This is a genomic window from Aeromonas sp. S9(2024) (genome assembly GCF_041403185.1).
Taxonomy (GTDB): domain Bacteria; phylum Pseudomonadota; class Gammaproteobacteria; order Enterobacterales; family Aeromonadaceae; genus Aeromonas; species Aeromonas enteropelogenes.
The window spans coordinates 261,569-284,741 of sequence record NZ_JBGLRE010000004.1; the positions used below are offsets into that span (position 1 = coordinate 261,569).

At 59.1% G+C, this 23,173-nt stretch carries 19 protein-coding genes; 11 read left to right on the plus strand and 8 right to left on the minus strand.

The genetic code is table 11. The features are described from left to right. Nucleotides 1-11 precede the first annotated feature (11 nt). The 7 genes from ACB028_RS09525 to ACB028_RS09555 form a co-directional block, all read right to left on the minus strand. Nucleotides 12-4,850, minus strand: coding sequence for an NAD-glutamate dehydrogenase (locus tag ACB028_RS09525; RefSeq protein WP_371144145.1), 4,839 nt, complete (start codon nt 4,848-4,850; stop codon nt 12-14). A 278-nt stretch (nt 4,851-5,128) separates the two neighbouring features. Further along, nucleotides 5,129-5,350, minus strand: a complete 222-nt coding sequence (locus ACB028_RS09530) for a DUF2835 family protein (protein WP_371144146.1) — start codon at nt 5,348-5,350, stop codon at nt 5,129-5,131. A gap of 115 nt (nt 5,351-5,465) precedes the next feature. Next, nucleotides 5,466-8,090 (minus strand): aminopeptidase N, encoded by a 2,625-nt coding sequence (gene pepN / locus ACB028_RS09535; protein WP_371144147.1) that lies wholly within the window; start codon nt 8,088-8,090, stop codon nt 5,466-5,468. 130 nt (nt 8,091-8,220) lie between these two features. Further along, nucleotides 8,221-10,236 (minus strand): carboxy terminal-processing peptidase, encoded by a 2,016-nt coding sequence (prc, locus tag ACB028_RS09540; RefSeq protein ID WP_371144148.1) that lies wholly within the window; start codon nt 10,234-10,236, stop codon nt 8,221-8,223. Between the two features lie 8 nt (nt 10,237-10,244). Continuing rightward, nucleotides 10,245-10,883 (minus strand): RNA chaperone ProQ, encoded by a 639-nt coding sequence (proQ, locus tag ACB028_RS09545; RefSeq protein WP_026456589.1) that lies wholly within the window; start codon nt 10,881-10,883, stop codon nt 10,245-10,247. Between the two features lie 103 nt (nt 10,884-10,986). Continuing rightward, nucleotides 10,987-11,445, minus strand: a complete 459-nt coding sequence (locus ACB028_RS09550) for a GAF domain-containing protein (protein WP_371144149.1) — start codon at nt 11,443-11,445, stop codon at nt 10,987-10,989. Nucleotides 11,446-11,538: 93 nt separating this feature from the next. Beyond that, nucleotides 11,539-12,000, minus strand: coding sequence for a hypothetical protein (locus ACB028_RS09555; RefSeq protein WP_223377706.1), 462 nt, complete (start codon nt 11,998-12,000; stop codon nt 11,539-11,541). A gap of 283 nt (nt 12,001-12,283) precedes the next feature. On the opposite strand from ACB028_RS09555, the gene ccoN reads away from it, so the two are divergent. The 11 genes from ccoN to ttcA all read left to right on the plus strand — a co-directional run bounded on the left by ccoN (nt 12,284) and on the right by ttcA (nt 22,404). Continuing rightward, complete coding sequence (gene ccoN, locus ACB028_RS09560) at nt 12,284-13,708, plus strand: cytochrome-c oxidase, cbb3-type subunit I (RefSeq protein WP_026456586.1); 1,425 nt, start codon at nt 12,284-12,286, stop codon at nt 13,706-13,708. Nucleotides 13,709-13,724: 16 nt separating this feature from the next. Further along, the gene (gene ccoO / locus ACB028_RS09565) at nt 13,725-14,339 is read left to right on the plus strand and encodes a cytochrome-c oxidase, cbb3-type subunit II (protein ID WP_042026191.1); all 615 of its coding nucleotides are present in this window, start codon (nt 13,725-13,727) and stop codon (nt 14,337-14,339) included. A gap of 11 nt (nt 14,340-14,350) precedes the next feature. Next, a complete protein-coding gene (locus ACB028_RS09570; RefSeq protein ID WP_026456585.1) occupies nt 14,351-14,530 on the plus strand; it encodes a CcoQ/FixQ family Cbb3-type cytochrome c oxidase assembly chaperone in 180 nt (59 codons plus the stop codon). Beyond that, on the plus strand, nt 14,530-15,513 hold the full coding sequence (gene ccoP / locus ACB028_RS09575) for a cytochrome-c oxidase, cbb3-type subunit III (RefSeq protein WP_042026190.1): 984 nt from the start codon (nt 14,530-14,532) through the stop codon (nt 15,511-15,513). Before ACB028_RS09570 ends, ccoP begins: the two co-directional genes overlap by 1 nt. A 140-nt stretch (nt 15,514-15,653) precedes the next feature. Further along, on the plus strand, nt 15,654-16,142 hold the full coding sequence (locus ACB028_RS09580; RefSeq protein ID WP_042026188.1) for a FixH family protein: 489 nt from the start codon (nt 15,654-15,656) through the stop codon (nt 16,140-16,142). A gap of 3 nt (nt 16,143-16,145) precedes the next feature. Then, entirely contained in the window at nt 16,146-18,530 is a 2,385-nt protein-coding gene (locus ACB028_RS09585; RefSeq protein WP_225632423.1) for a heavy metal translocating P-type ATPase, read from the plus strand. A gap of 129 nt (nt 18,531-18,659) precedes the next feature. Further along, the gene (gene ccoS / locus ACB028_RS09590; RefSeq protein WP_026457736.1) at nt 18,660-18,848 is read left to right on the plus strand and encodes a cbb3-type cytochrome oxidase assembly protein CcoS; all 189 of its coding nucleotides are present in this window, start codon (nt 18,660-18,662) and stop codon (nt 18,846-18,848) included. After that, nucleotides 18,832-19,518 (plus strand): sulfite exporter TauE/SafE family protein, encoded by a 687-nt coding sequence (locus ACB028_RS09595; RefSeq protein ID WP_061477537.1) that lies wholly within the window; start codon nt 18,832-18,834, stop codon nt 19,516-19,518. Before ccoS ends, ACB028_RS09595 begins: the two co-directional genes overlap by 17 nt. A 68-nt stretch (nt 19,519-19,586) precedes the next feature. Further along, nucleotides 19,587-20,342 (plus strand): FNR family transcription factor, encoded by a 756-nt coding sequence (locus ACB028_RS09600; RefSeq protein ID WP_026458105.1) that lies wholly within the window; start codon nt 19,587-19,589, stop codon nt 20,340-20,342. Nucleotides 20,343-20,480: 138 nt separating this feature from the next. Further along, nucleotides 20,481-21,428 (plus strand): universal stress protein UspE, encoded by a 948-nt coding sequence (gene uspE, locus ACB028_RS09605; protein ID WP_026458104.1) that lies wholly within the window; start codon nt 20,481-20,483, stop codon nt 21,426-21,428. Between the two features lie 67 nt (nt 21,429-21,495). After that, nucleotides 21,496-22,404, plus strand: coding sequence for a tRNA 2-thiocytidine(32) synthetase TtcA (gene ttcA / locus ACB028_RS09610; RefSeq protein ID WP_042026184.1), 909 nt, complete (start codon nt 21,496-21,498; stop codon nt 22,402-22,404). Nucleotides 22,405-22,484: 80 nt separating this feature from the next. Here the strand turns inward: ttcA and ACB028_RS09615 are convergent, their stop codons facing one another. Continuing rightward, the gene (locus ACB028_RS09615) at nt 22,485-23,171 is read right to left on the minus strand and encodes a DUF2987 domain-containing protein (protein WP_371144150.1); all 687 of its coding nucleotides are present in this window, start codon (nt 23,169-23,171) and stop codon (nt 22,485-22,487) included. Nucleotides 23,172-23,173: the final 2 nt, after the last annotated feature.

The following is a 23,173-nucleotide window of genomic DNA, read 5'->3' on the forward strand; positions in this document are numbered from 1 at the left end:
TGATCTGGCAATTACAGTGCTCGGCAATTCAACTGGAGCAGGTTCAACTCGCGCAAGGCCACCGAGAACTTGGCGAACTCGTGGGTGCTCGTGGTCTTGAAGTCGGCCAACATATGGGTCCAACGGGACAAGAGTTGCTCATGCTCCGAAATCCAGTCGGCCAGTATGGTAGCGCATTCTCCCTGATCTTTGCACCCTTCCAGTACCACGGAAGTGAGGCTGCGTTGCTGCCAGTCCAGATCTTCGCGGAACGAGGCCCGCGCCATCGCCTGCCAGTGGTTGCCCACCGGCTGATGGTTGATCTGATCGAGGAACCAGTGCAGATCCAGCTTGGCACCGAGACGGTAGTAGACATTGGCGACGCGCAGGATGTCGGTCTTGTGCTCCGCGGCAATCTGCGCCAGATCCAGGCTGGAGAAGAGACTGCTCATATGAGCGACCTGACGGGCAATGTGCTCGGGCACCTGGCGCTCCATCCACTTGGCCACCACCTGACGGTGCTCGGTCACTTCGCTCTCGTCCATCACCTCGTAGAGGTGCTCGGCCAGGGTCTCGAAGGCCGGACGGAAGAAGGCGATATTCTCGCTGATGCTCCAGCTGCGGTTACGGGCGCGCAGGAACCAGCGGGTGGCACGGCGCACGATGCGGCGGCTGTAGAACATCAGCTCGAGCTGGGTCTCGGCCCCCACCTGGTTGTCACAGGCTTCGATATCGCGCCACAGGGCGCTGAGACCGAATACCTCGCGGGCCATGGCAAAGCAACAGGCCACTTCGGCCAAAGAGGCGCCGGTCTCGTCCTTCATTCGGCTGGCGAAGTTGAGGCCCATGTCGTTGACCAGCATGTTGGCCACCCGGGTCGCGATGATCTCGCCGCGCAGCGGGTGCTGGGCAAGGGCCGCGCCGAACTGCTGTTGCAACTGGGCCGGGAAGCTGGTCACCAGCATGTTGGCGAGGAAGGGCTCGTCGGTCACCTCGGGGCAATTGAGCTGCTCTTTGAGCACCATCTTGCCGTAGGCTACCAACACCGCCAGTTCGGGTCGGGTCAGCCCCTGCCCGGCCGCCATTCGCTCGGAGAGCTCCTCGTCGGAGGGCAGGAATTCCAGCGCCCGATCCAGCTTGCCTTCACGCTCCAGCCCCTGGATGAAACGCTGCTGCTCTTTGAGCTGCTCGGCACCGCGGAAACTGGTGACCGAGATAGACTGGGACTGGCGATAGGCGTTAGTGATAACGATTTGCGCCACGTCGTCGGTCATTTCATAGAGCATCTGGTTGCGCTGTTTGAGGGTCATGTCCCCTGCCGCAACAAGCTGGTTCAGCAGGATCTTGATGTTGACCTCGTTATCGGAGCAATCCACGCCGCCCACGTTGTCGGTGAAGTCGGTGTTGATGCGTCCACCCTGGCTGGCGTACTCCACCCGGCCCAGCTGGGTAAAGCCGAGGTTGCCGCCCTCGCCCACGATGCGGGCTCGCAGATCGCGACCATTGACCCGCAGCACGTCGTTACTGCGATCACCTACTTCGGCATCGCTCTCGCGGGCGCTCTTCACATAGGTGCCGATGCCGCCATTCCAGAGCAAGTCTACATTCAGGCAGAGCAGCGCCTTGATCAGCTCGTTCGGGGCCATGCTGGCCTTGTCGGTACCGAGCAGAGTCTGGATCTCGGGGCTCAGCTTGATGGACTTGGCCGAGCGCAGGAAGATGCCGCCCCCTGCCGAAATAAGTTCGCGGTTGTAGTCATCCCAGCTCGATCCAGGCAACTCGAACAAGCGCTTGCGCTCGACGAAGCTACTGGCCGCATCCGGCGTCGGGTCGATGAAGATGTGCATGTGGTTGAAGGCGCCCACCAGCTGGGTGTGTTCGGAGAGCAGCATGCCGTTGCCGAACACGTCCCCCGCCATGTCGCCGATCCCGACGCAGGTGAAGTCGGTGGTCTGGCAGTTGACGCCGATTTCGCGAAAATGCCGCTTGACCGACTCCCAGGCACCACGGGCTGTGATGCCCATCTTCTTGTGGTCATAGCCGACCGAGCCGCCGGAGGCAAACGCATCGCCCAGCCAGTGACCGTACTCCAGGCTTATTTCGTTGGCGATGTCGGAGAAGGTGGCGGTGCCCTTGTCGGCGGCGACTACCAGGTAGTAGTCATCCTCGTCGTGGCGAACCACGTCTTTTGGCGGGATCACCTCACCACCGATGATGTTGTCGGTGACATCCAGCAGACCGCGAATAAACAGGCGATAGCAGGCCTTGCCCTCTTCCTGGATAACGGCGCGAGGGGCACCTGCCGGCATCTGCTTGCAGTAGAAACCGCCCTTGGCGCCGACCGGCACGATGACGGTGTTCTTCACCTGCTGGGCCTTCACCAGCCCCAGTACCTCGGTGCGGAAGTCTTCCTTGCGATCGGACCAGCGCAGGCCACCACGGGCCACCTTGCCCCAGCGCAAGTGAACCCCTTCCACCCGTGGCGAGTAGACGAAGATCTCGAACTTGGGCAGCGGCAGCGGCATGTCGGTAATGCTGGAGGGGGCCAGCTTGAAGGAGATGTAGGGCTTGATGTTGCCCGCCTTGTCCTTCTGGTAATAGTTGGTGCGCAGGGTGGCGTCGATCATCTCCATGAAGCGGCGAATGATGCGATCGTCATCCAGGTTGGCGACCTGATCCAGCTTGGCGGCGAGCTGCTCGTGGATCTTCGCCTGCACTTTGGCATCCTGGGTGATGGCAGGATTGAGGCGCTGCTCGAACAGGGTGAACAGCAACTGGGCGATGTCGGGGTAGCGGGTCAGCGTCTCCTCGATATAGGACTGGCTGAAGGAGACCCCGGTCTGGCGCATGTACTTGGCATAAGCCCGCAGCACAGAGACCTGGCGGCCGGTGAGGCCTGCGCCCAGCACCAGACGGTTGAAGCCGTCATCTTCCAGGTTCTTGTTCCAGATGGCGGCAAACGCTTCCTGGAAGCGCTGCTGGCTCTGCTCCAGATCGAACGGCTGCTCGCCGTGCAACAGCATGGAGAAGTCGAGGATCCAGAACACCTCATCGGCCGGAGTACGGACCTGATACGGGGTCTCGCCGATAACCCGCAACCCCATGTTCTCCAGCATGGGCAAGACATCGGAGAGATGGATGGGCTCGGTGCGATGGAACAGCTTGAGGCGCACCCGGCGATCGTTCTGCTCTTCCTGGGCACGGTAGAACAGCATGCCCAGCGGTTCGGCCTCGCTCAGGTTGTCCAGCGCCATGATGTCGGCGACGGCAGAACCCGGCAGCACGTCTTCCTTGTAGGCACGGGGGAAGGCGGCGCTGAAACGGCGACGCAGTTCGTTGCCACGGGCTTCGCCATAGTGGGAGAGCAGCACGGAGTCGAGTCTGTCGTCCCAGCTGCGGGCGGCTTCAATCAGGTTGTTCTGTACTTCGTTCACATCCACATCCACGTTGTTGTTGTTGACCCGCACTATGTAGTGAGTCCGCGCCAGCACCCCTTCGGTGAAGTAGACGTTGAACTCCACCTCTTCGTTGCTGCCGAAATATTTCTGCAGGATCTGCTGGGTTTTGACTCGCAGCGCCGTGTTGTAACGCTCCTTGGTGACATAGACCATGCAGGAGAAGAAACGGCCGTAGACGTCGCGACGCACGAACAGGCGCAGCATGTCACGCTCCTGCATCTCCAGCACGCCGAGACCGGTGGCCAGCAACTCCTCTTCACGGGCCTGGATCAACTCGTCACGCGGATAGGTTTCCAGCACGTTCAGTAGCGCCTTGTAGGCATGGGAGCCCTTCTCGAATCCGGAGGCGGCCATGATCCGCTCGAGGCGATGGCTGATGAGGGGGATCTGGGTCGCACTGGTGTTGTAGATGGAAGAGGCGTAGAGGCCGATGAAGCGGTCTTCGCCAATCACCTTGCCATGCTCGTCAAAGCGCTTGATGCCGATGTAGTCCACATAGGCCGGACGATGAACGCGGGATTTGCTGTTGGATTTGGTGAGGATCAGCAGATCGGAACTCAATGCCTCGTGACGGGCGCTGGCCGGCATAGTGCCAAGGCGCTGCCCCTCTTCTTTGATGGAGTTCTTCATCAGCCCGAGGCTCGAGCTGGCTTGCGGCAGGATCTCGTGATCCCCCTCCACCGCCTTGACGTCATAGCGGCGATAGCCCATCAGGGTGAAGTTGTGGGCGGCAACCCATTTCAGGAAGGCGACGCAAGAGTCCACCTCTGCCTTGCTGACCGGGAGCTTGCGCTTGGGTAACTCATCGATGATCTCGTTGAGTTTGGCCAGCATGGGCTGCCAGTCCCCTACCGCCAGTGCCACTTCACCGGCAACCGAGTCGAGCTCGGCGGCCAGGGCCTCCATCTGCGCCTCGCTGGTAAGATGGTCGATCTCGATGAGGAAGGCTGTTTCAACCGATGTCTGCCCATCCGTGTTGTCGAGATCCAGAATGGCGCTGATTTTGCCCTCGCCGTCACGAATAAGGTGCAGCGGCTGGTGCAGCATCATGTGGGCGGTGATATTGAGGCGCTTGAGAGCCATGCGGATGGAGTCCACCAGGAAAGGGGCATCCTGCAAGATGATCTCGACGATGGTATGGGGAGATTGCCAACCGTGGCGGGTCAGCTCCGGGTTGTAGACCCGGATGCAGGGCGCGGTACCGACGCGCTGGTTGAGCGCATTCCACAGGCTCAGTGCCGCCCCGTAGAGATCGCTGTCGTTGCGATCATGCAGGTCGCTGCTGGCCATGTTGCCGTAAAATTTGGCAACGAAGCGCTCGACCAGGGAGGCACTGTTTTTGGGCAATTTTTGGTTGATCAGGCTGAGAACGTTTTCGAGCAGAACTGAGGTAGGGGCGTCTTTCAATGCCATTTTTATATTCCTTATCGGACGACATTAACCACCGACGCAGAGGCAATCACCCTGATTGCCCGCTGGTACAGAGTTGTTGCGAAGTGTAATGGCTTGAATAAGGGAAGGCGAGCGATAGTGCTAATAAGTTGTTAAAAACAGGGGGCAGATCACGACTTAAACTGTGAGATATTTTGCCAATGATAAAAAAAACAGAAATTCTCACTGCCTTTGCGGAAAATTACCGGATAGTTAGTGATAAAAGCGAGATAACTAGTCGGTAATCTGTTCCAAAAATGTTAATTTATGCGTTCCAGGCTGATGAAACGATAATCGTCCTGGGTTTTCAGGCGAAAATAGCCGTACACCCCGCAGTGAGCGACAAAGGGGCGGATTTTTTCCAACCCTATCTCTATGGTGAGCCCCTGCTCGGTTCCCACCACCAGACGCCTGACGTGGCCCTGGTACATCAACATGATCTCGTCGTGGCTCAGAGATAATCGAAAGGTAAACTGTTTCACGTCGGCTCCTTCAAAAAGGGCGAGGGTTCAACCGAACCGCTCGCCTTGTCTTTATCTTCGCAGGAATAACGCAGGCAAGAGTGGGTAGAAGAGACCCATCCCCAGCCCTGTTTCCTTACTGCAGTAGCGCCTTGCTCACCTTCTCGAACAGATCCCGCGCCAATCCTTCGAGGCTGGCCAGTCGGGTCAGCTCGGCGCGGATCAGCCCCTTGCGCTCTTCATCGAGCCGTTTGAACTGGATAAGGGGGGTGATGAGGCGGGACGCCACCTGGGGATTAACTTCGTTAAGCTCGATCAGCAGATCGGTCAGGAAGCGGTAGCCGCTGCCATCGCGGGCATGGAACTGCACCTGGTTATTCATGGCAAAGCTGCCGATCAGCGCCCGCAGCCGGTTCGGGTTGCGAATGCTGAAGGTGGGGTGCGCCATCGCCTGCTTCACATCGACCAGCACATCGGCAGCCGGCTTGCTTCCCACCAGGCGCAGCCAGTTGTCCAGCACCAGACCATCGTGCGCCCACTTGCCCTCGAAATCGGCCAGGAGCTCGGCGCGGCACGGCAACAGATGGCTGTTGGCCACCTGCAGCGCCGCCAGGGTGTCGGTCATGTTGTCGGCGGCCGCATATTGTTGGCGCACCAGTAGATCGGCGCTGCCGGCGTCGAGGGCCGCCAGATAACCAAGTACCACGCCCTTGAGGGCGCGCTTGGCCATGTCGGCATGCACTACCCGATAGGTCGGCAGCTTCAGACTGTCGTACTGGGCGGCCAGCCGCGCCCCGAAGGCCTGCGCCAGCCGCTGCTGGATCTCATCACGCACCCGATGGATGGCATCGACATCAGCCACCTCGAACAGTTCGGCCAGGGTCGCCTCCCCCGGCAGCGCCAGGATCTCGGCCTTGAGGGCCGGATCCAGCTCGTTGTCGTCCAAAATGGCGACAAAGGCATCCAGCAAGGTGGCCGATACCGCCACGTCCTGCCCTTGTTGTACCCGGGTAACCCCGTAAATCACCGCCTTGTTGATCAGCATCTGGGCGGCATCCCAGCGGGCAAACTCGTTGCGGGCAAAGCGCATCAGGAAGGCCAGCGCCTCGTCACTGTAGTCATAGTGCAACTTGACCGGGGCTGAGAAGTCCCGCAGCAGGGAGGGAACCGGTTTGGTTGGCACTCGCTCGAAGGTGAAGGTCTGCTCCGCCTCCAGCACATCGAGTACGTTGCCTATCGCCTTGCCCTGATATTGCAACGGGATAACGGCCCCCTGTTCATCATAAAGCTCGATGTCGAGGGGAATGTGTAGTGCCAGTTTCTGTGGCTGATCCTGGGTCGGTGGCGTGTGCTGGCGCACGTGCAGGCGATAGATGCCGCTGGCGGCGTCGTATTCGTCGGTCACAGTCAGCTCGGGGGTACCGGACTGGCTGTACCAGCGACGGAAGCGGCCAAGATCCACCCCGGAGGCATCTTCCATCGCCTGTACGAAGTCATCGCAGGTGACTGCCTGACCGTCAAAGCGATCGAAATAGAGGCGCATGCCGGCCTGGAAATGTTCTTCACCAAGCAGGGTGTGCATCATGCGGATCACTTCAGAGCCCTTCTCATAGACGGTCAGGGTGTAGAAGTTGTTCATCTCGATCACCACATCCGGGCGGATGGGGTGGGCCATGGGACCGGCGTCTTCGGCAAACTGCGGGCCGCGCACAGTGCGCACATTGTTGATGCGGTTTACTCCGCGCGAGCCGAGATCGGAGGAAAACTCCTGGTCCCGAAACACCGTCAGCCCCTCTTTCAGGCTTAACTGGAACCAGTCGCGACAGGTGACCCGGTTGCCGGTCCAGTTGTGGAAATATTCGTGACCGATCACCCGTTCGATACCGTGGTAGTCGCTGTCGGTGGCTGTAGCCGGGTTGGCCAGCACGAACTTGGAATTGAAGATGTTGAGCCCCTTGTTCTCCATGGCACCCATGTTGAAGAAGTCCACCGCGACGATCATATAGATATCGAGGTCGTATTCCAGACCGAAACGCTGTTCGTCCCAACGCATGGAGTTGATGAGGCTCTCCATGGCGAAACCAGCCCGCTCCAGATTGCCCTTGTCGACGAAGATTTCGAGGGCCACCTTGCGGCCACTTCGGGTCACGTAACTGCCTCGCTCCACGTCAAAATCCCCGGCGACCAGAGCAAACAGATAGCTGGGTTTGGGGAAGGGATCCTGCCACTGCACGAAGTGACGACCTCCGTCCAGATTGCCGCTGTCGACCTTGTTGCCGTTGGAGAGCAGGAAGGGATACTTGGCCTTGTCTGCGGTAATGCGGGTGCTGTAGCGGGCCAGGATATCGGGCCGGTCGAGATAATAGGTGATGCGACGAAACCCTTCAGCTTCGCACTGGGTGCAGTAGGCATCACCGGACTTGTAAAGCCCTTCCAGCGCGCTGTTGGCGGCGGGATCCAGCAGAGTGACTATGGTCAGCACACACTCGGTGGGCAGGTTGAACAGGGTCAGGCTGCTCTCCCCCAGCTCATAATGCTCGCACGGCATACCGTCGATGGCGATGCTCTTGAGCGTCAGCTGTTCGCCATCGAGCACCAAAGGTTCGTTGTGATCGCCGTTGCGTCGAATGCGGGTGATGGCGGTGACCTGGGTGAGGGGTTCCTGCAGCTGGAAATCCAGATCGATGGTATCAATCCAGTAGAGAGGGGCCTGGTAGTCCTGACGATATTTGGCCGTCATGGCCTGGGAGTGATTTGTCATTATTGTCTGCTTCCACGCTTGTTAAAGGCGAGAAAGAGGCTGGCACAACCGGCAGGCGGGGTCAAACGATTTGCGGTCTGATAAAAGAAAGGGCGACTCGCGTCGCCCTTGTAGATTCAGATTGGCCAACTCAACTGCGTTTGCCGGCCTTGGCCAGATCCGCCGTGATGTTGGCCGCCTCGACGAGATACTCATCTGGCGCCTCAAAATCGGCAGGCAAGTCATCCAGGCTCTTCACCGCAGGCTTGCCAAGGCGGGCCAGACGTTCGTTGGCGCGCGTGAGCGCCTTCTCGTCCTGTTTGGCCTGCTCTGACAGACGTTCTGCCTCGTTGAGGGAGACCGATTTTTTGTCTTTCTCCCCCTGGTACTCGGCGATGTCCTGCATTACGTAGGCAAACTCGGGATCCTTGGCAATCCGCGCATCGTGGGCCGCCTGCAACTTGGGCAGCTGGCTGGTGAAATTGCCCAGCGTCTGGTAGTTGGCCGAGGCTATCTTGTCCCACGGCAGCGCGTTGAACTCGCGGCTCTCGCCAGTCTCTTCCGGCGCAACCGGCGTCGGGAAGCTGATGTCCGGTGCAACCCCCTTGTTCTGGGTGCTGCCGCCGTTGATCCGGTAGAACTTGGCGATGGTGTACTGCACGTGACCCAGCGGCTGCTCGTAGAAGTCATAGACCTTGGCCAGGCTGCGATGCTGCTGCACCGTCCCCTTGCCAAACGAGTTTTCCCCGAGGATCAGGGCGCGGCCGTAGTCCTGCATGGCGGCGGCGAAGATCTCGGAGGCCGAGGCGCTATAACGATCGATCATCACCGACATGGGACCACCGTAGTAGACCTGGCCATCGTCATCGCCATTGACCGTGATGCGGCCCATGTGATCACGAATTTGCACCACGGGACCGCTGGCAAAGAAGAGACCGCTCAGGGCCGAAGCTTCGGTCAGGGCACCGCCACCGTTGCCACGCAGATCGATGATGAGGCCATCGATCTTCTGTTTGTTGAGGCTGGAGAGCTCCTTGATCACATCTTCATGAAGATTGACGTAGAAGCTGGGGATCTCGATGACCCCTATCTTCTTGCCTTCGGCGCTGATCACCTTGGACTTGGCGGCACGATCTTCGAGGCGCACCTTGTCCCGCACCAGCTCAATCTGCTCGGTCTTGGCGCTGGCGCCCTTGCCGCGCTGGATCTCCAGCTTCACCTTGCTGCCCTTGGGTCCCTTGATGAGCTCGACCACGTCGTCAAGACGCCAGCCGATCACATCAACGATCTTGCCATCCTCCTGCCCTACCCCGGTGATCTTGTCATCGGGCTTGAGGTTGTTGGACTTGGCAGCAGGACCACCGGGCACCAGGGAACGAATGACAGTGAAGTCATCCTCCGCCTGCAGTACGGCACCAATCCCCTCCAGCGAGAGGTTCATCTCGGTGTTGAAACGATCGGCGCTGCGCGGTGAGAGATAACTGGTGTGCGGTTCGATAGCGCGAGCGAAGGAGTTCATGAAGAGCTGGAACACATCCTCGCTCTCGGTCTGGGACATCCGCTTGATGGCGTTGTTGTAACGCTTGCCAAGCAGCTCCTTGATCTCGGGCCACTCCTTGCCGCTGAGCTTGAGGCTCAGGGCATCGTATTTGACCCGCTGGCGCCACAACTCGTTGAGTTCGGCTTCATCCCTCGGCCAAGCCGCCCCTTCCCGATCGAACACATAGTTGTCGGGCTGGGTAAAATCGAAAGGAGTATCGAGCAGTTTGAGGGCGTATTCGAACCGCTCATAGCGCCGCTGCTGACTCAGGTTGAACATCTCGTAGGCGGGCGCCAGACGGCCTCTTTCGAGGTCGGTGTCAAACCCGTTACGGTACTTTTCAAAACGGCTGATGTCAGAGGCCAAAAACAGGTTGCGGCTGTAATCCAGATTCTCCAGATACTTGTCGAAGATCACGGAGGAAAAGGCATCATCCAGCTTGAACTGTTTGTAATGCGAGCGGGTAAACAGATTGGCAATTCGCTTGCTGGCCGTAGCATGTTGGCTCTCTTGAGCCAACACAGGCAAATCACTCTCCTTGAGCACCGGCTCGATGGCCTGTGCGAGCCCGGCAAGCGCCAGGCTACAGGCAACGAGGGAAAAACGAATTACGCCATGCTTCAACATGTCTCTCCTTAGAGAACCAGGTGCTCTGATTTGACCCGCAGGGTCATGCCGGTCTGCAGCTGGACTTGAACGTCGTCCTTGGTCACTTCCTTGATGGTTGCGGGAACCGGAGACTTGCCCATGACCACGCGGACGTCCTGACCCACTTTCAGGGTAGCGGCATCCACCTTGACCAGCGGAGCATCGGCAACAGGCGCTTTCTCCTGAGCCTTTGGCTTGGCGGCGACATCCGCCTTCTCGGTTTTGCGAGGAGCCGGACGACGGGGTTTCTTGGCCTTGTCATCCTTCTCTTTGTTGTTGGTACGACGGCTGGCAAAGACGCGTTCTTTACTCTCTTTCAGCGCCTGCTTGGCGTGTTCGATGTGCTCTTCGGTCAGCAGTTCGCCCGGGTTACCGTCCAGATCGACACGAGCCTGGCCAGCCTTGAGGCCATGCAGGTAGCGCCAGCTGGAAGTATATTGACGCAGAGCAGAGCGCAGCATGGTCTTGGAGACTCTGGCATCGTCAGCAAGACGCTCGGCCAAATCCTGGAAGATGCCAATCTTGAGCGGCTTGGCCTCTCCTTCAGCAACGAAGCAGGCCGGGAATTTCTCGACCAGGTAGGCAACGATTTCTTTACTGTTCTTCAGCTTCTCAGTGTTTTCCATGTATAACCTTGGCTTTCATATAAACGCACGGGCACTTCCCGAGCACAACAAAGGCCTCATTATAGAGAGCTTGGGGCCTTTTGCGAACCATCTAAGCAATCACTTAGAGCATGCTTTCCAAAATTTGCACCGTTTCTTCTAGGCCAATCCGGTCTTCCTGATCGAAACGGTTAAAAATCGGACTGTCGATGTCGAGCACCCCGATGATCTCGCCGTTGCGGCGCACCGGGATCACGATTTCGGCATTGCTGGCACCGTCACAGGCAATATGCCCATCAAACTGATGCACATCATCTACCAGCTGGGTCTTGCCCTCTGACACTGCGGTGCCACAGACACCACGGCCGACGGGAATGCGGACACAGGCCGGCTTGCCCTGGAAGGGCCCCAATACCAGGGAGTCCCCTTGCAACAGATAAAAACCGACCCAGTTGATATCTGCCAGCTCCTGATTGAGCAGGGCGGAGAGGTTGGCCAGGTTGGCAATCAGGTCGGTTTCTCCCTCCAGCAGGGCTCGCGCCTGTTGATTGAGGGTTCGATAAAATTGATTTTTCTCAGTCATGATTAAATAGATTTCACTCCCTGTAGGCCAAGGGAAGGTAACGCCTGGCATGGAAATTTCAAATATTTTTTCCACTCCTTTGCGGCCAACGACTTATTCCCGGGCAACCGACAACGCCAATTGCTGGCGCTCGCCATTGTTCCATTCGATATTGAGCAGCCAGACCATAGTGGGAGAAGTACAACTGCCCACCAGGGTCGTTCCCTGCCAACCGCCGCTTATTTGTTCAAACTTGACCGGAATGGTTCCCATAAACATGTCCCGCCCTTCCAGCCATGCCTTCACCGGGGTAATGGCCGGATCCCCCCCCGTCATGCGCAGGGCAAAATCCCGTTCAGCGCGTACCGGCAGCTCGGCCACCGCCACCGTAAGGGGTTTTTCGCCGACAGAGACAGTGCAACTGCTGTGGGAAAGATCACAAATCTGATCTTTTATCGGCGCGGGTGCGGCGCTGTTTTCGGTTGAAAACCAGGTACGGTATGCAATGAGCCCCAATAATAGGGCCAGCACCAGTCCGAGGTGCATGACTTTACGGCTAGTGAGTTTTTCTTTCATGAAAAGCGGTCCCAATAAGATGCGGAAAAAATAGTATTTTTGTGATCTCGCACAAGGTAAATCGCGGTTAAAACGAGGCCGGACGGAGCCAAATATATCACTGTTTATACTGTTATTTTACCTGTCACTTCAGTATCATTCCCATGCAGTTTTCATATGGTCATCTTTTGCTTTTCCTTTCGTTAACAGATGTTAACAACTGGTGGGCGGTGACTCGATGAAACAGGTCCGGTTCGCCGGACAAAAAACCAAACAACAGCAGCATCGGAAGCGGAATATAACGATGAGCCATACAACTAACCATCCTGAGTACAACTACACCGTTGTTCGCCAGTTTACCGTCATGACGATTGTCTGGGGAATTGTCGGCATGTCGGTTGGCGTACTGATCGCAGCCCAGCTGATCTGGCCTGCCCTCAACTTCGAAACCCCCTGGCTGACTTACAGTCGTCTGCGGCCCCTGCACACCAACGCGGTGATCTTCGCCTTCGGGGTGAGCGCCCTGATGGCGACCTCCTTCTACGTGGTGCAGCGTACCTGCCAGACCCGGCTGTTTGGTGGCCCGCTCGCCAGCTTCGTGTTCTGGGGCTGGCAGGCAATCATCCTCTCTGCGGCCATCTCGCTACCGTTGGGATTCACGACCGCCAAAGAGTATGCCGAGCTGGAGTGGCCGATCGATCTGGCGATCACCGTGGTCTGGGTCGCCTATGCCATCGTCTTCTTCGGCACCCTGATGAAGCGCACCACCTCCCACATCTATGTGGCGAACTGGTTCTTCGGCGCCTTCATCATCACGGTCGCCGTGCTGCACATCGTCAATAACATGGAAGTGCCGCTCTCCGGCATGAAGTCCTACTCCATGTATTCCGGTGCCATGGATGCCATGGTGCAGTGGTGGTACGGTCACAACGCGGTAGGCTTCCTGCTGACCGCAGGTTTCCTTGGCATGATGTACTACTTCGTGCCCAAGCAGGCCGGCCGCCCGGTTTACTCCTACCGTCTCTCCATCGTGCATTTCTGGGCGCTGATCTCCCTCTATATCTGGGCCGGTCCGCACCACTTGCACTATACCGCCCTGCCTGACTGGGCCCAGTCCCTCGGCATGGTGATGTCCCTGATCCTGTTCGTGCCCTCCTGGGGCGGCATGATCAACGGCATCATGACCCTCTCCGGTGCCTGGCACAAACTGCGCTATGACCCCATCCTGCGCTTCCTGATCGTCTCCCTGTCGTTCTACGGCATGTCGACCTTCGAAGGCCCCATGATGGCGATCAAGACCGTCAACGCCCTCTCCCACTACACCGACTGGACCGTAGGTCACGTTCACTCCGGTGCCCTGGGCTGGGTTGCCATGGTCTCCATCGGGGCGGTTTACCACCTGATCCCGAACCTGTTCGGCCAGGGCCGCATGTACAGCATCCGCTTGATCAACGTGCACTTCTGGCTGGCGACCGTCGGTACCGTGCTCTACATCGTCGCCATGTGGATTTCCGGTGTGATGCAGGGTCTGATGTGGCGTGCAGTCAACGAAGACGGCACCCTGACCTACAGCTTCGTGGAAGCCCTGCAGGCCTCCTATCCCTTCTACTTCGTGCGCTTCCTGGGTGGCTGCTTCTTTGTCACCGGTATGTTGCTGATGGCCTACAACGCCTATCGCACCATCACCGCGCCCAAGGGTTCCCTGGAACCCGTCGCCCAGCCAGCATGATTGAAGAGGTCAAAGCATGAGCAACAATAACCGTCACGAGATCTTTGAAAAAAGCGTTCCCATGCTGGTGGTCGGCATCATATTTGCCATCAGCCTGGGTGGCTTGGTCGAAATCACCCCGCTCTTCTTCCAGAAGCAGACTACCGAGCCGGTGGAGGGCCTCAAGCCCTACACCGCCCTGCAGATGGAAGGGCGCGATATCTTCATCCGCGAAGGCTGCACCAACTGCCACAGCCAGATGATCCGTCCGTTCCGTGCCGAAACCGAGCGTTACGGTCACTACTCGGTCGCCGGTGAAAGCGTGTGGGAGCACCCCTTCCTGTGGGGCTCCAAGCGTACCGGTCCGGATCTGGCCCGGGTCGGTGGTCGCTACTCCGACGAGTGGCACAAGGTTCACCTGATCAACCCGCGCGACGTGGTACCCGAGTCCAACATGCCCGCCTACCCCTGGCTCGATCGCAACGTGCTGACCGGCGAGATGACGGGCAAGAAGCTGGCGCTGTTCCGCGACCACTTCGGCGTGCCCTATACCGATGCCGATATTCAGGGCGCCGGTGATGCCGTCAAGGGCAAGACCGAGCTGGAAGCCCTGGTGGCCTATCTGCAATCACTGGGTCATGCCCTGAAATAAGGAGTGTGGAGATGGACTACGGCACTTTTCGCGGTCTGTACACCCTGCTGTTGATGGCCATCATGATCGGCATCTTCGTCTGGGCTTACAGCAAACGCCGCAAGACCGCTTTCGACGAGGCTGCCAATCTGGTTTTCGCCGATGATGAGCAATCCGGTGCTGATAAAAAGAACGCAGGAGCGAAACAATAATGAGCACTCTGTTTAGTATTTTCGTAACCGTCATTACCCTGGGGACCATCCTCGGCTGCTTCCTGCTGCTGATGTGGTGCCGCAAGGACAAGATGGGTGTTGAAGAAGGCAAGTCGATGGGTCACTCCTTCGACGGCATCGAAGAGATCAACAACCCGCTGCCGAAGTGGTGGACCTACATGTTCCTCTTCTTCATCGTCACCGGTCTGGTCTATCTGGTCGCCTTCCCGGGCCTTGGCAACTTCAAGGGGCTGTTGGGCTGGCAAAGTTCCAACCAGGATGTCCGTTCGCTGGCCGAATCCCGCGCTGCGACCGAGTCTGCCAAGTCGGAAGGTCGTGCGGTGGAGTATGACCGCGAGATCGCCAAGGCTGACGAGATCTACGGCGCCAAGTTCCGTGAGCTGGCCTACCAGGCCGACGGCAAGAGCTATCGCCCCATCGAGGAGATCGCCGCCGATCCGGAAGCCCGCAAGGTGGGTCAGCGTCTGTTCCTGCAGAACTGCTCCCAGTGCCACGGCTCCGATGCCCGCGGTGGTCGCGGTTTCCCGAACCTGACCGACAGCGAATGGCAATGGGGCGGTGCCCCGGATCAGATCAAGACCACCATCATGGGCGGTCGTCAGGGGATCATGGCGGCCTGGGGCGAGATCCTGGGCAAGGATGGCGTGCAGGAAGTCGCTTCCTACGTGCTGAGCCTGTCCGGTCGCAAGGTTGATCTGGTGGAAGCCAAGAAGGGTGAAGCTCGTTTCGCGGTCTGCGCCGCCTGTCACGGTCCGGATGCCAAGGGCGGCATCGCCGTCGGTGCACCTGATCTGACCAACAGCACCTGGCTCTACGGTGGCTCCCGCGAAGTGGTGGTCCAGACCATCACCCACGGTCGCCACGGTGTGATGCCGGCCTGGAAAGACATTCTGGGCGAAGACAAGGTGCACCTGCTGGCCTCCTACGTTTACAGCCTGTCTCACCCACAGACTGCCAAATAAGGTCGGCCACACCCGAAGTAACATGTGATAAACACGTGATTACACAGCAAAAAGCCTCGACTACTCGAGGCTTTTTGTTATCTTGTGTTGCGTAAAAGCCATCCTCCTCGTTAATCATTCGTTTCACGGTAGTAGCAATCATGACCCGACCCTGGTATCGCCAATTCTGGCCCTGGTTTATCATCGCCCTCCCCACCGCCGCCGTTGTCGGCAGCATCGCCACCGCCATCATCGCCAGCAAGGATGGAGTAAATCTGGTGGCAGAGGACTATTACAAACAAGGGAAAGAGATCAATCAGGATCTGAGCAAGTTTGACCGGGCCGAGGCGCTCAACATCCGCTTTGCGCTGGAGGTCAACGGTCAGGAGCTGACCCTCAAGCCGCTCAGTGGCGACATCCCGCCCGGACAGGCGCTGTACCTCTCCCTGTTCCACCCCACCTTGGCCGGTCAGGACAGCGAGCACCTGATCACCGCCGATGGCAGCGGCACCTATCGCTTCCACTTTGAACGCCCCCTGACCGGTAAATGGCACCTCCGGGTCGATGCCTTCAACCACGAATGGCGACTGCAAGAAACGGTTCAACTGCCCACTCAGGCCCCTGTCGAACTCGATCCCAAAGGACGCTAAACCATGACCGGCTGTTTTCACTGTGGCGAGCCGGTTCCCGCCGACAGTCACTATGCCCTCGAGATCAAGGGCATTGTCCGTCCCATGTGCTGTCCGGGTTGCCAGGCGGTGGCGGAAACCATCATGGAGTGCGGCCTGGCCAGTTATTACGATCACCGCACCGCACCGGGTGCCAAGGGGGATCTGGTGCCCGAGGAGCTGGCCGCCCTCACCCACTACGATCTGGCCGAGGTGCAGCAGGAGTTTGTTACCGACAGCGGCAACGTGCGAGAAATCCAGCTGACGGTAGAGGGGCTCAGCTGCGCCGCCTGTGCCTGGCTTATCGAACGCCACCTGATGACCCTCCCCGGACTGCGTTACATCAACGTCAACACCACCACCCACAGGGCCCGCATCAAGTGGGATCCGGACAAGCTCTCTTTAAGCGACATCCTCAAGGGATTCGCCAAGGTTGGCTATCGCGCCTACCCCTTCCAGACCCATCAGCAAGAGGCGCTTTACGCCAAAGAGGTGCGCCGCTACATGTTCCGGATGGCACTGGCCGGGCTCGGCTCCATGCAGGTGATGATGTGCGCTGTGGCCCTCTACATGGACTTCTTCATCAGCGTGGAAGAGGAGTTCATGGTCTACTTCAAGTGGATAAGCCTGCTGCTCTCCACCCCCATCATGATCTATTCGGCCCAACCTTTTTACGTGAACGCCTGGCGCAGCCTGAAGCAGGGTCACCTCTCGATGGATGTGTCGGTATCCCTGGCCCTCATCGGCGCCTTTGTCGCCTCCATGTGGGCCACCGTCTTCAACACGGGCGAGGTCTACTACGACTCCATCACCATGTTCGTCTTCTTCCTGCTGCTGGGGCGGTTCCTAGAGCTCAGGGCCAGACGCAAAGCGTCCGAGTCGAGCTCCAACCTGGCGCGGCTGGTGCCCATCATGGCAACCCGCATCGACGAGGAAGGTGAACATGAGGTCGCCGCCAAGACCCTGCAAATAGGAGACAGAGTGCGTGTGCTGGCGGGCGCCACCCTGCCGGCCGACGGCATCATAGTGCGGGGGGAAGCCAGCCTAAACGAATCCATGCTGACCGGCGAACAGTTGCCGCTGCTCAAGGGGCATGGGGATCAGGTCTATGCCGGTACCATCAATACTGACGCCCCCCTCGAGATCCGGGTCAGCCATCGTATTGAAGAGTCGCGGATCGCCCAGATCATGCGCCTGCAGGATCACGCTCTTGATGACAAGCCCGCCATCGCCCAGATGGCCGATGTGCTGTCGCGCCACTTCATTCTGGTGCTGCTCATCATCGCGGCCCTGGTGTGGACCTTCTGGCATTTTCACCAGCCGGAGCAGGCATTCTGGATCACTCTGGCGGTGCTGGTCGCCACCTGCCCCTGCGCCCTGTCGCTGGCAACGCCGACCGCACTCACCTCGGCCACGGCTCACCTCACCCGCAGCGGCATACTGCTGCGTCGCGGTCACGTGCTGGATGTGCTGACCAAGGCCAACCGGGTAGTGATGGACAAGACGGGCACCCTGACCACGGGGGAAATTCGCCTATGTCATACCCAGGTGCTGGGGGATCTCGACAGCGACACCTGTCTTGCCATCGCCCGCGCCCTGGAGGCACAGTCCGAACATCCCATCGCACGCGCCTTCCGCCTGCCGGCAGATGGCATCGCCCTGCTGCCTCATGCGAGCGACATCACCCCCGTCATCGGTCACGGTGTTACCGGGATTGTGGATGGCATGCGCTATCGCATCGGCAGCGCTGGCTGGCTGGGGCTGAGCGATGACCTCGTCAGCCCCCGCGGCCTCGCCATCTATCTAGCCGACGAGCGCCAGGTCCTGGCCCGCTTCGAGCTGGAAGATACCCTGCGACCCGATGCCAAGGCTCTCATCGCCGCCTTCAAAGCGGCAGGTTTGCAGACCACCATCCTCACCGGCGACAGTTCGGCCCAGGCCGATGAAATAGCCCGTGAGCTTGGCGTGGACGAGCTGATCAAGGGTGTCACCCCCGATGGCAAGCTCGCCTACCTCAAGGGGCGGGAGGCTGACGGGGAGATCAGCATCATGGTGGGTGACGGCATCAACGATGCTCCCGTGCTGGCCGGGGCCCATGCCTCGTTCGCCATGGCGGGCGGCACGGACCTGGCCAAAAACAGCGCCGATGCCATCCTGCTTGCCGACGATCTGAATCGTCTGCTGGACGCCAGGACGCTGGCCCTGCGCACCCGCAAGATCATCATCGAGAACTTTGCCTGGTCCATCGGCTACAACCTGCTGGTGTTGCCGCTGGCCGCCAGCGGCTGGTTGCCCCCCTATCTGGCGGCGGCCGGTATGTCCTTGAGCTCCCTCATCGTGGTCACCAACTCCATGCGCCTTAATCGCTGACATGACCATTGACTCGATGGCCTGTCACCGACGCAGGCCACATTTTTGACCCGTGGCGACTGGCCGGCGACCCGAACAGGGTTACCATGGGGCTCAGTCGCCAAGGAGGCATTTGCCAAGGTAGAGACCATGAACATCATTTTTGTCCTGATCCCCATCGCCATCCTGTTTGTGATCATCGCCGGAGTCGTCTTCTTCTGGGCCATTCGCTCCGAGCAGTTTGAGGACCTCGACAGACAGGGCTCCAACATCCTGTTTGATGAAGACCAACCTGCCCAGAAACCAACCAAGCACAGCCCAGATGACGCACAATCTTGATCTTCTTGGGGCCCTGCTGGTGGGACTGGCGGGCTCGGCACACTGCATCGGCATGTGCGGCGGTGTCTCGGCGGCCCTTGCCATGGCTATCCCGGCCGACAAACAGCACTTCTGGGGACGCCTCACTTATCTGCTCAACTACAACCTGGGCCGCATCCTCAGCTATGTGATTGCCGGAGCCCTGGTGGGGGGCTTGCTTGCCACCACCAGCGAGCTTGGGGCAGGCAAACACGCCATCGCCGGACTGCGGCTCATCGCGGCCCTCTTGATGATCGCCCTCGGCCTCTATCTGGCAGGCTGGTGGCAGGGCATTTTGCTACTCGAACGCATCGGCGCCAGACTCTGGCCCCACATCAAACCGCTGGCGGGCAAGTTTCTGCCCTTTACCTCCCCCCTGCAGGCACTGCCCTTTGGCATGGTCTGGGGCTGGCTGCCCTGCGGGCTGGTCTACTCCATGCTGACCTGGAGCGCAGCAGCGGGCTCGGCCAGCGGCGGCGCTCTCATCATGCTTGCGTTTGGGTTGGGCACCCTGCCCACTCTGTTTGCTCTGGGGGGGCTCGCGGATCGGTTGCGCTACTGGCTGACCTTGCGCAGTTTGCGCCTCGGAGGCGCCCTGTTGCTCATTTTTTATGGGGTTCACACCCTGTGGGTTGGCATTGCATCCTTTTGAAACCCTATCCAAAACGGATGAGTTGATGGTAAACTTGTTTGATATAAATCAATTATTCGTATGAGCCTATGATCCCGGAAAAGAAACCTGGCAGACGTATCCAGAGCGGTGGCTGTGCAATTCATTGCCAGGACTGCAGTATCAGTCAGCTCTGCATTCCCTTTACCCTGAACGACAACGAGCTGGATCAGCTCGACAGCATCATCGAGCGCAAGAAGCCGATCCAGAAGGGTGAAGAACTGTTCAAGGCCGGCGACGAGTTCAAGTCTCTCTACGCCATCCGTTCCGGGACCATCAAGTCCTACACCATCACAGAGCAAGGGGATGAGCAGATCACCGCCTTCCATCTGGCTGGTGATCTGGTCGGCTTCGATGCCATCCACAAACAGGCTCACCCTTCCTTCGCCCAGGCGCTGGAAACCGCCATGGTGTGCGAGATCCCGTTCGAAGTGCTGGACGATCTCTCCGGCAAGATGCCCAAGCTGCGCCAGCAGATCATGCGACTGATGAGCAACGAAATCATGGGCGATCAGGAGATGATCCTGTTGCTCTCCAAGAAAAATGCCGAGGAGCGCTTGGCAGCCTTCCTGCACAACCTGTCGGTACGCTTCTCCGAGCGCGGTTTTTCCGCCAAGGAGTTCCGTCTCTCCATGACCCGGGGCGACATCGGCAACTATCTGGGCCTCACCGTCGAGACCATCAGCCGTCTGCTTGGCCGCTTCCAGAAGTCCGGTCTTATCAGCGTCAAGGGCAAGTACATTACTGTGCTCGATCACGCAGCACTCGGCCAGATGGCTGGCGCCACCCGTCCGACCTGCGGCTGATCTTCCCCCCATCTCCCCTCTCCGCTGCCGGATCCTTTCCTCTGGAATTTGATCCGGCACACGACCGCCCCCCGCCTCCTGCGCTAAGCTGTAAATGCTAAGGTCCTGCTGACATTGGTATTTTCCAAGGAGGAGAAGATGGTCAAATATCAGAACATTCTGGTGGTTATCAACCCCGAAGAAGAGCGGCAAATCGCCCTCGAACGGGCGGTCAAGATCGCCGAGCTGGACAATAATGCCCATCTGACCCTGCTGCTCACCATCTATGACTTCTCATACGAGATGACCGCCATGTTGTCGGCGGAGGAGCGGGAAGAGATGCGCCACGGTGTCATTTCCCAGCGCCAGGAGTGGCTGGACGAGATCCTGACTCCCTATCGGGAAAAAGGGATCACCTGCGAGGTGAAAGTCGTCTGGCACAACCGCCCCTTCGAGTGCGTCATTCAGGAGGTGCTGGAGCAGCGCCACGATCTGGTGGTCAAGGCCACTCACCATCACAGTTTCCTGCAAACCTTCATCTTTACTCCCACCGACTGGCACCTGCTGCGCAAATGCCCCTGCCCGGTTCTGCTGGTGAAAGAAGGGCACTGGCAGCGTGGCGGCAACATCATCGCCGCCATCAACTGCTCGAGCGACGATCCCGATCAGAAGGTACTCAACGAGCGGATCACCCAGGAGGGCACAGACATCGCCGAACTGCTGGGGGCCAACCTCTATCTGGTCAACACTTACCCAGGCACGCCGGTCAACGTGGCCATCGAACTGCCGGAGTTTGATCCCAAAGCCTACAACGAGGCGATCCGCAAGCATCACGAAAACCTGCTGCTGAGCCACGCCGACAAGTTCGGGATCGGCCACCTCTGGACCCGGGTCGCGGAAGGCCTGCCCGAAGAGGTGCTGCCGGACATGGCAGAAGAGCTCAATGCCAACCTTATGATCATGGGGTGCGTCGGCCGTACCGGCCTCTCGGCCGCCCTGCTTGGCAACACCGCCGAGCATGTGGTGGACAGGCTGCCGTGCGACATCCTGATCCTTAAACCGGCCGATTACAGCTGCCCGGTGGACAGCCGCCGCAATCAGGCATAAGGCACCTTGCCCTCCCCCGGGACATGGCTATAATAACGCGCTTATTTGTGTCCCGGGTTTTACGAGCATGCTAGAAGAGCTGAACGCCAAAGAAAAATACAGTTTCAACAAACTGCAAAAGCGCCTGCGGCGCAACGTGGGTCAGGCCATTGCCGACTTCAACATGATTGAAGAGGGTGACAAGGTGATGGTGTGTCTGTCCGGCGGCAAGGACAGCTTTGGTATGCTCGACATACTGATGAACCTGAAAGCCAGCGCCCCCATCCATTTCGATCTGGTCGCCGTCAACCTGGATCAGAAGCAGCCTGGTTTCCCCGAGCACGTCCTGCCGGAATACCTCGACACCCTCGGCATCGAGTACAAGATCGTCGAAGAGGACACCTACTCCATCGTCAAGGAGAAGGTACCCGAGGGCAAGACCACCTGCTCGCTCTGCTCGCGCCTGCGCCGCGGCATTCTCTACCGCACCGCCCAGGAGCTGGGCTGCACCAAGATTGCCCTGGGCCATCACCGTGACGACATCCTCGAGACCCTGTTCCTCAACATGTTCTACGGCGGCAAGCTCAAGTCCATGCCGCCCAAGCTGGTAAGCGATGATGGCAAGAACGTGGTGATCCGCCCGCTGGCCTACTGCAAGGAAAAAGACCTGATCCGCTATGCGGACGTCAAGGCCTTCCCCATCATCCCCTGTAACCTGTGCGGCTCCCAGGAGAACCTGCAGCGCCAGGCCATCAAGCAGATGATGCAGGATTGGGATCGCCGCTTCCCGGGTCGCATCGAGACCATGTTCACCGCCATTCAGGACGTGATCCCGAGCCACCTGCTCGATCACAAGCTGTTTGACTTCAAGAGCATCAACCGCGACTCCGGCATCATAGATGGCGGCGACAAGGCGTTTGATCCCCCCGAGATGCCGAAGGTGCCCCACCTCGACATCGACGAGATGGACATGCTGGATGTGATTGAGGTGCGCTAAGCCCTCTGCAGCCAAAACAGCAATGAAAAAGGAGCGGCCCGTCGCTCCTTTTTTCTATCCGTGTGGCTGGCTCTACCCCGTTACTCCTTGCGCAGCCAGGGGGTCAGTCGCAGTACCTCCCCCTGCAGGCGCAAGGTACCGCCCGCAAAATCGGTGAGCTGAGCCTTGTTCAACTGCAGCTGGCCATCTTGCCAGGGCAACGCCTCCTGCCGGGCACCCTCAACGAGATAGGCGGTTCCGCTCGGTTCGACCAACGCGATGTGTACCCCCTCCATGGACGGCAGGAAATACTTGCCCACCATGCCCGCCATCTTGTCGAGCAACTGCTGCATCTGCTGCTGGCGAGTGGCAATCTCTGCTACCGGAAACTGGCTGCCTGCCGGCGCATCGGCCATCACCTGCACCGCCATGTCACAGCTGGCATGGGGCTCTTGCAGTTCCACCACCACGGTGGCCTTGTCGAGATTGAGATCCCCGTCAAAAGGCAGGCGCAGTTCGCTGTCCACCGTCACCTCGGCGGCTACGTCCCTGTCCGGCGTCGACACCCGGGCGGAGATCAGAGTACAGCGCCGGCCATTTTGCGGATCGGTCAGATAAAATCCCAGCCTGGCATGACCGAAATCCCCCTTGGCCACACTCTTCATCTGGCTGTAGAAGGTGCTGTATTGCAGATCCAGCGTAGGGGCGGCCACCGCCAGTCCCGGCAGCAAGAGGCTTGCCAGCAGGGCGCGGCGCAACGCCGAGGTCACTCCATTGCGACAGGTCATTT

Coding starts and splice junctions, on each gene's coding strand:
- ACB028_RS09525 (WP_371144145.1), bottom strand. CDS start 4,850: ATGGCATTGAAAGACGCCCCTACCTCAGTTCTGCTCGAAAACGTTCTC.
- pepN (WP_371144147.1), bottom strand. CDS start 8,090: ATGACAAATCACTCCCAGGCCATGACGGCCAAATATCGTCAGGACTAC.
- prc (WP_371144148.1), bottom strand. CDS start 10,236: ATGTTGAAGCATGGCGTAATTCGTTTTTCCCTCGTTGCCTGTAGCCTG.
- proQ (WP_026456589.1), bottom strand. CDS start 10,883: ATGGAAAACACTGAGAAGCTGAAGAACAGTAAAGAAATCGTTGCCTAC.
- ACB028_RS09550 (WP_371144149.1), bottom strand. CDS start 11,445: ATGACTGAGAAAAATCAATTTTATCGAACCCTCAATCAACAGGCGCGA.
- ACB028_RS09555 (WP_223377706.1), bottom strand. CDS start 12,000: ATGAAAGAAAAACTCACTAGCCGTAAAGTCATGCACCTCGGACTGGTG.
- ccoN (WP_026456586.1), top strand. CDS start 12,284: ATGAGCCATACAACTAACCATCCTGAGTACAACTACACCGTTGTTCGC.
- ccoO (WP_042026191.1), top strand. CDS start 13,725: ATGAGCAACAATAACCGTCACGAGATCTTTGAAAAAAGCGTTCCCATG.
- ACB028_RS09570 (WP_026456585.1), top strand. CDS start 14,351: ATGGACTACGGCACTTTTCGCGGTCTGTACACCCTGCTGTTGATGGCC.
- ccoP (WP_042026190.1), top strand. CDS start 14,530: ATGAGCACTCTGTTTAGTATTTTCGTAACCGTCATTACCCTGGGGACC.
- ACB028_RS09580 (WP_042026188.1), top strand. CDS start 15,654: ATGACCCGACCCTGGTATCGCCAATTCTGGCCCTGGTTTATCATCGCC.
- ACB028_RS09585 (WP_225632423.1), top strand. CDS start 16,146: ATGACCGGCTGTTTTCACTGTGGCGAGCCGGTTCCCGCCGACAGTCAC.
- ccoS (WP_026457736.1), top strand. CDS start 18,660: ATGAACATCATTTTTGTCCTGATCCCCATCGCCATCCTGTTTGTGATC.
- ACB028_RS09595 (WP_061477537.1), top strand. CDS start 18,832: ATGACGCACAATCTTGATCTTCTTGGGGCCCTGCTGGTGGGACTGGCG.
- ACB028_RS09600 (WP_026458105.1), top strand. CDS start 19,587: ATGATCCCGGAAAAGAAACCTGGCAGACGTATCCAGAGCGGTGGCTGT.
- uspE (WP_026458104.1), top strand. CDS start 20,481: ATGGTCAAATATCAGAACATTCTGGTGGTTATCAACCCCGAAGAAGAG.
- ttcA (WP_042026184.1), top strand. CDS start 21,496: ATGCTAGAAGAGCTGAACGCCAAAGAAAAATACAGTTTCAACAAACTG.
- ACB028_RS09615 (WP_371144150.1), bottom strand. CDS start 23,171: ATGACCTGTCGCAATGGAGTGACCTCGGCGTTGCGCCGCGCCCTGCTG.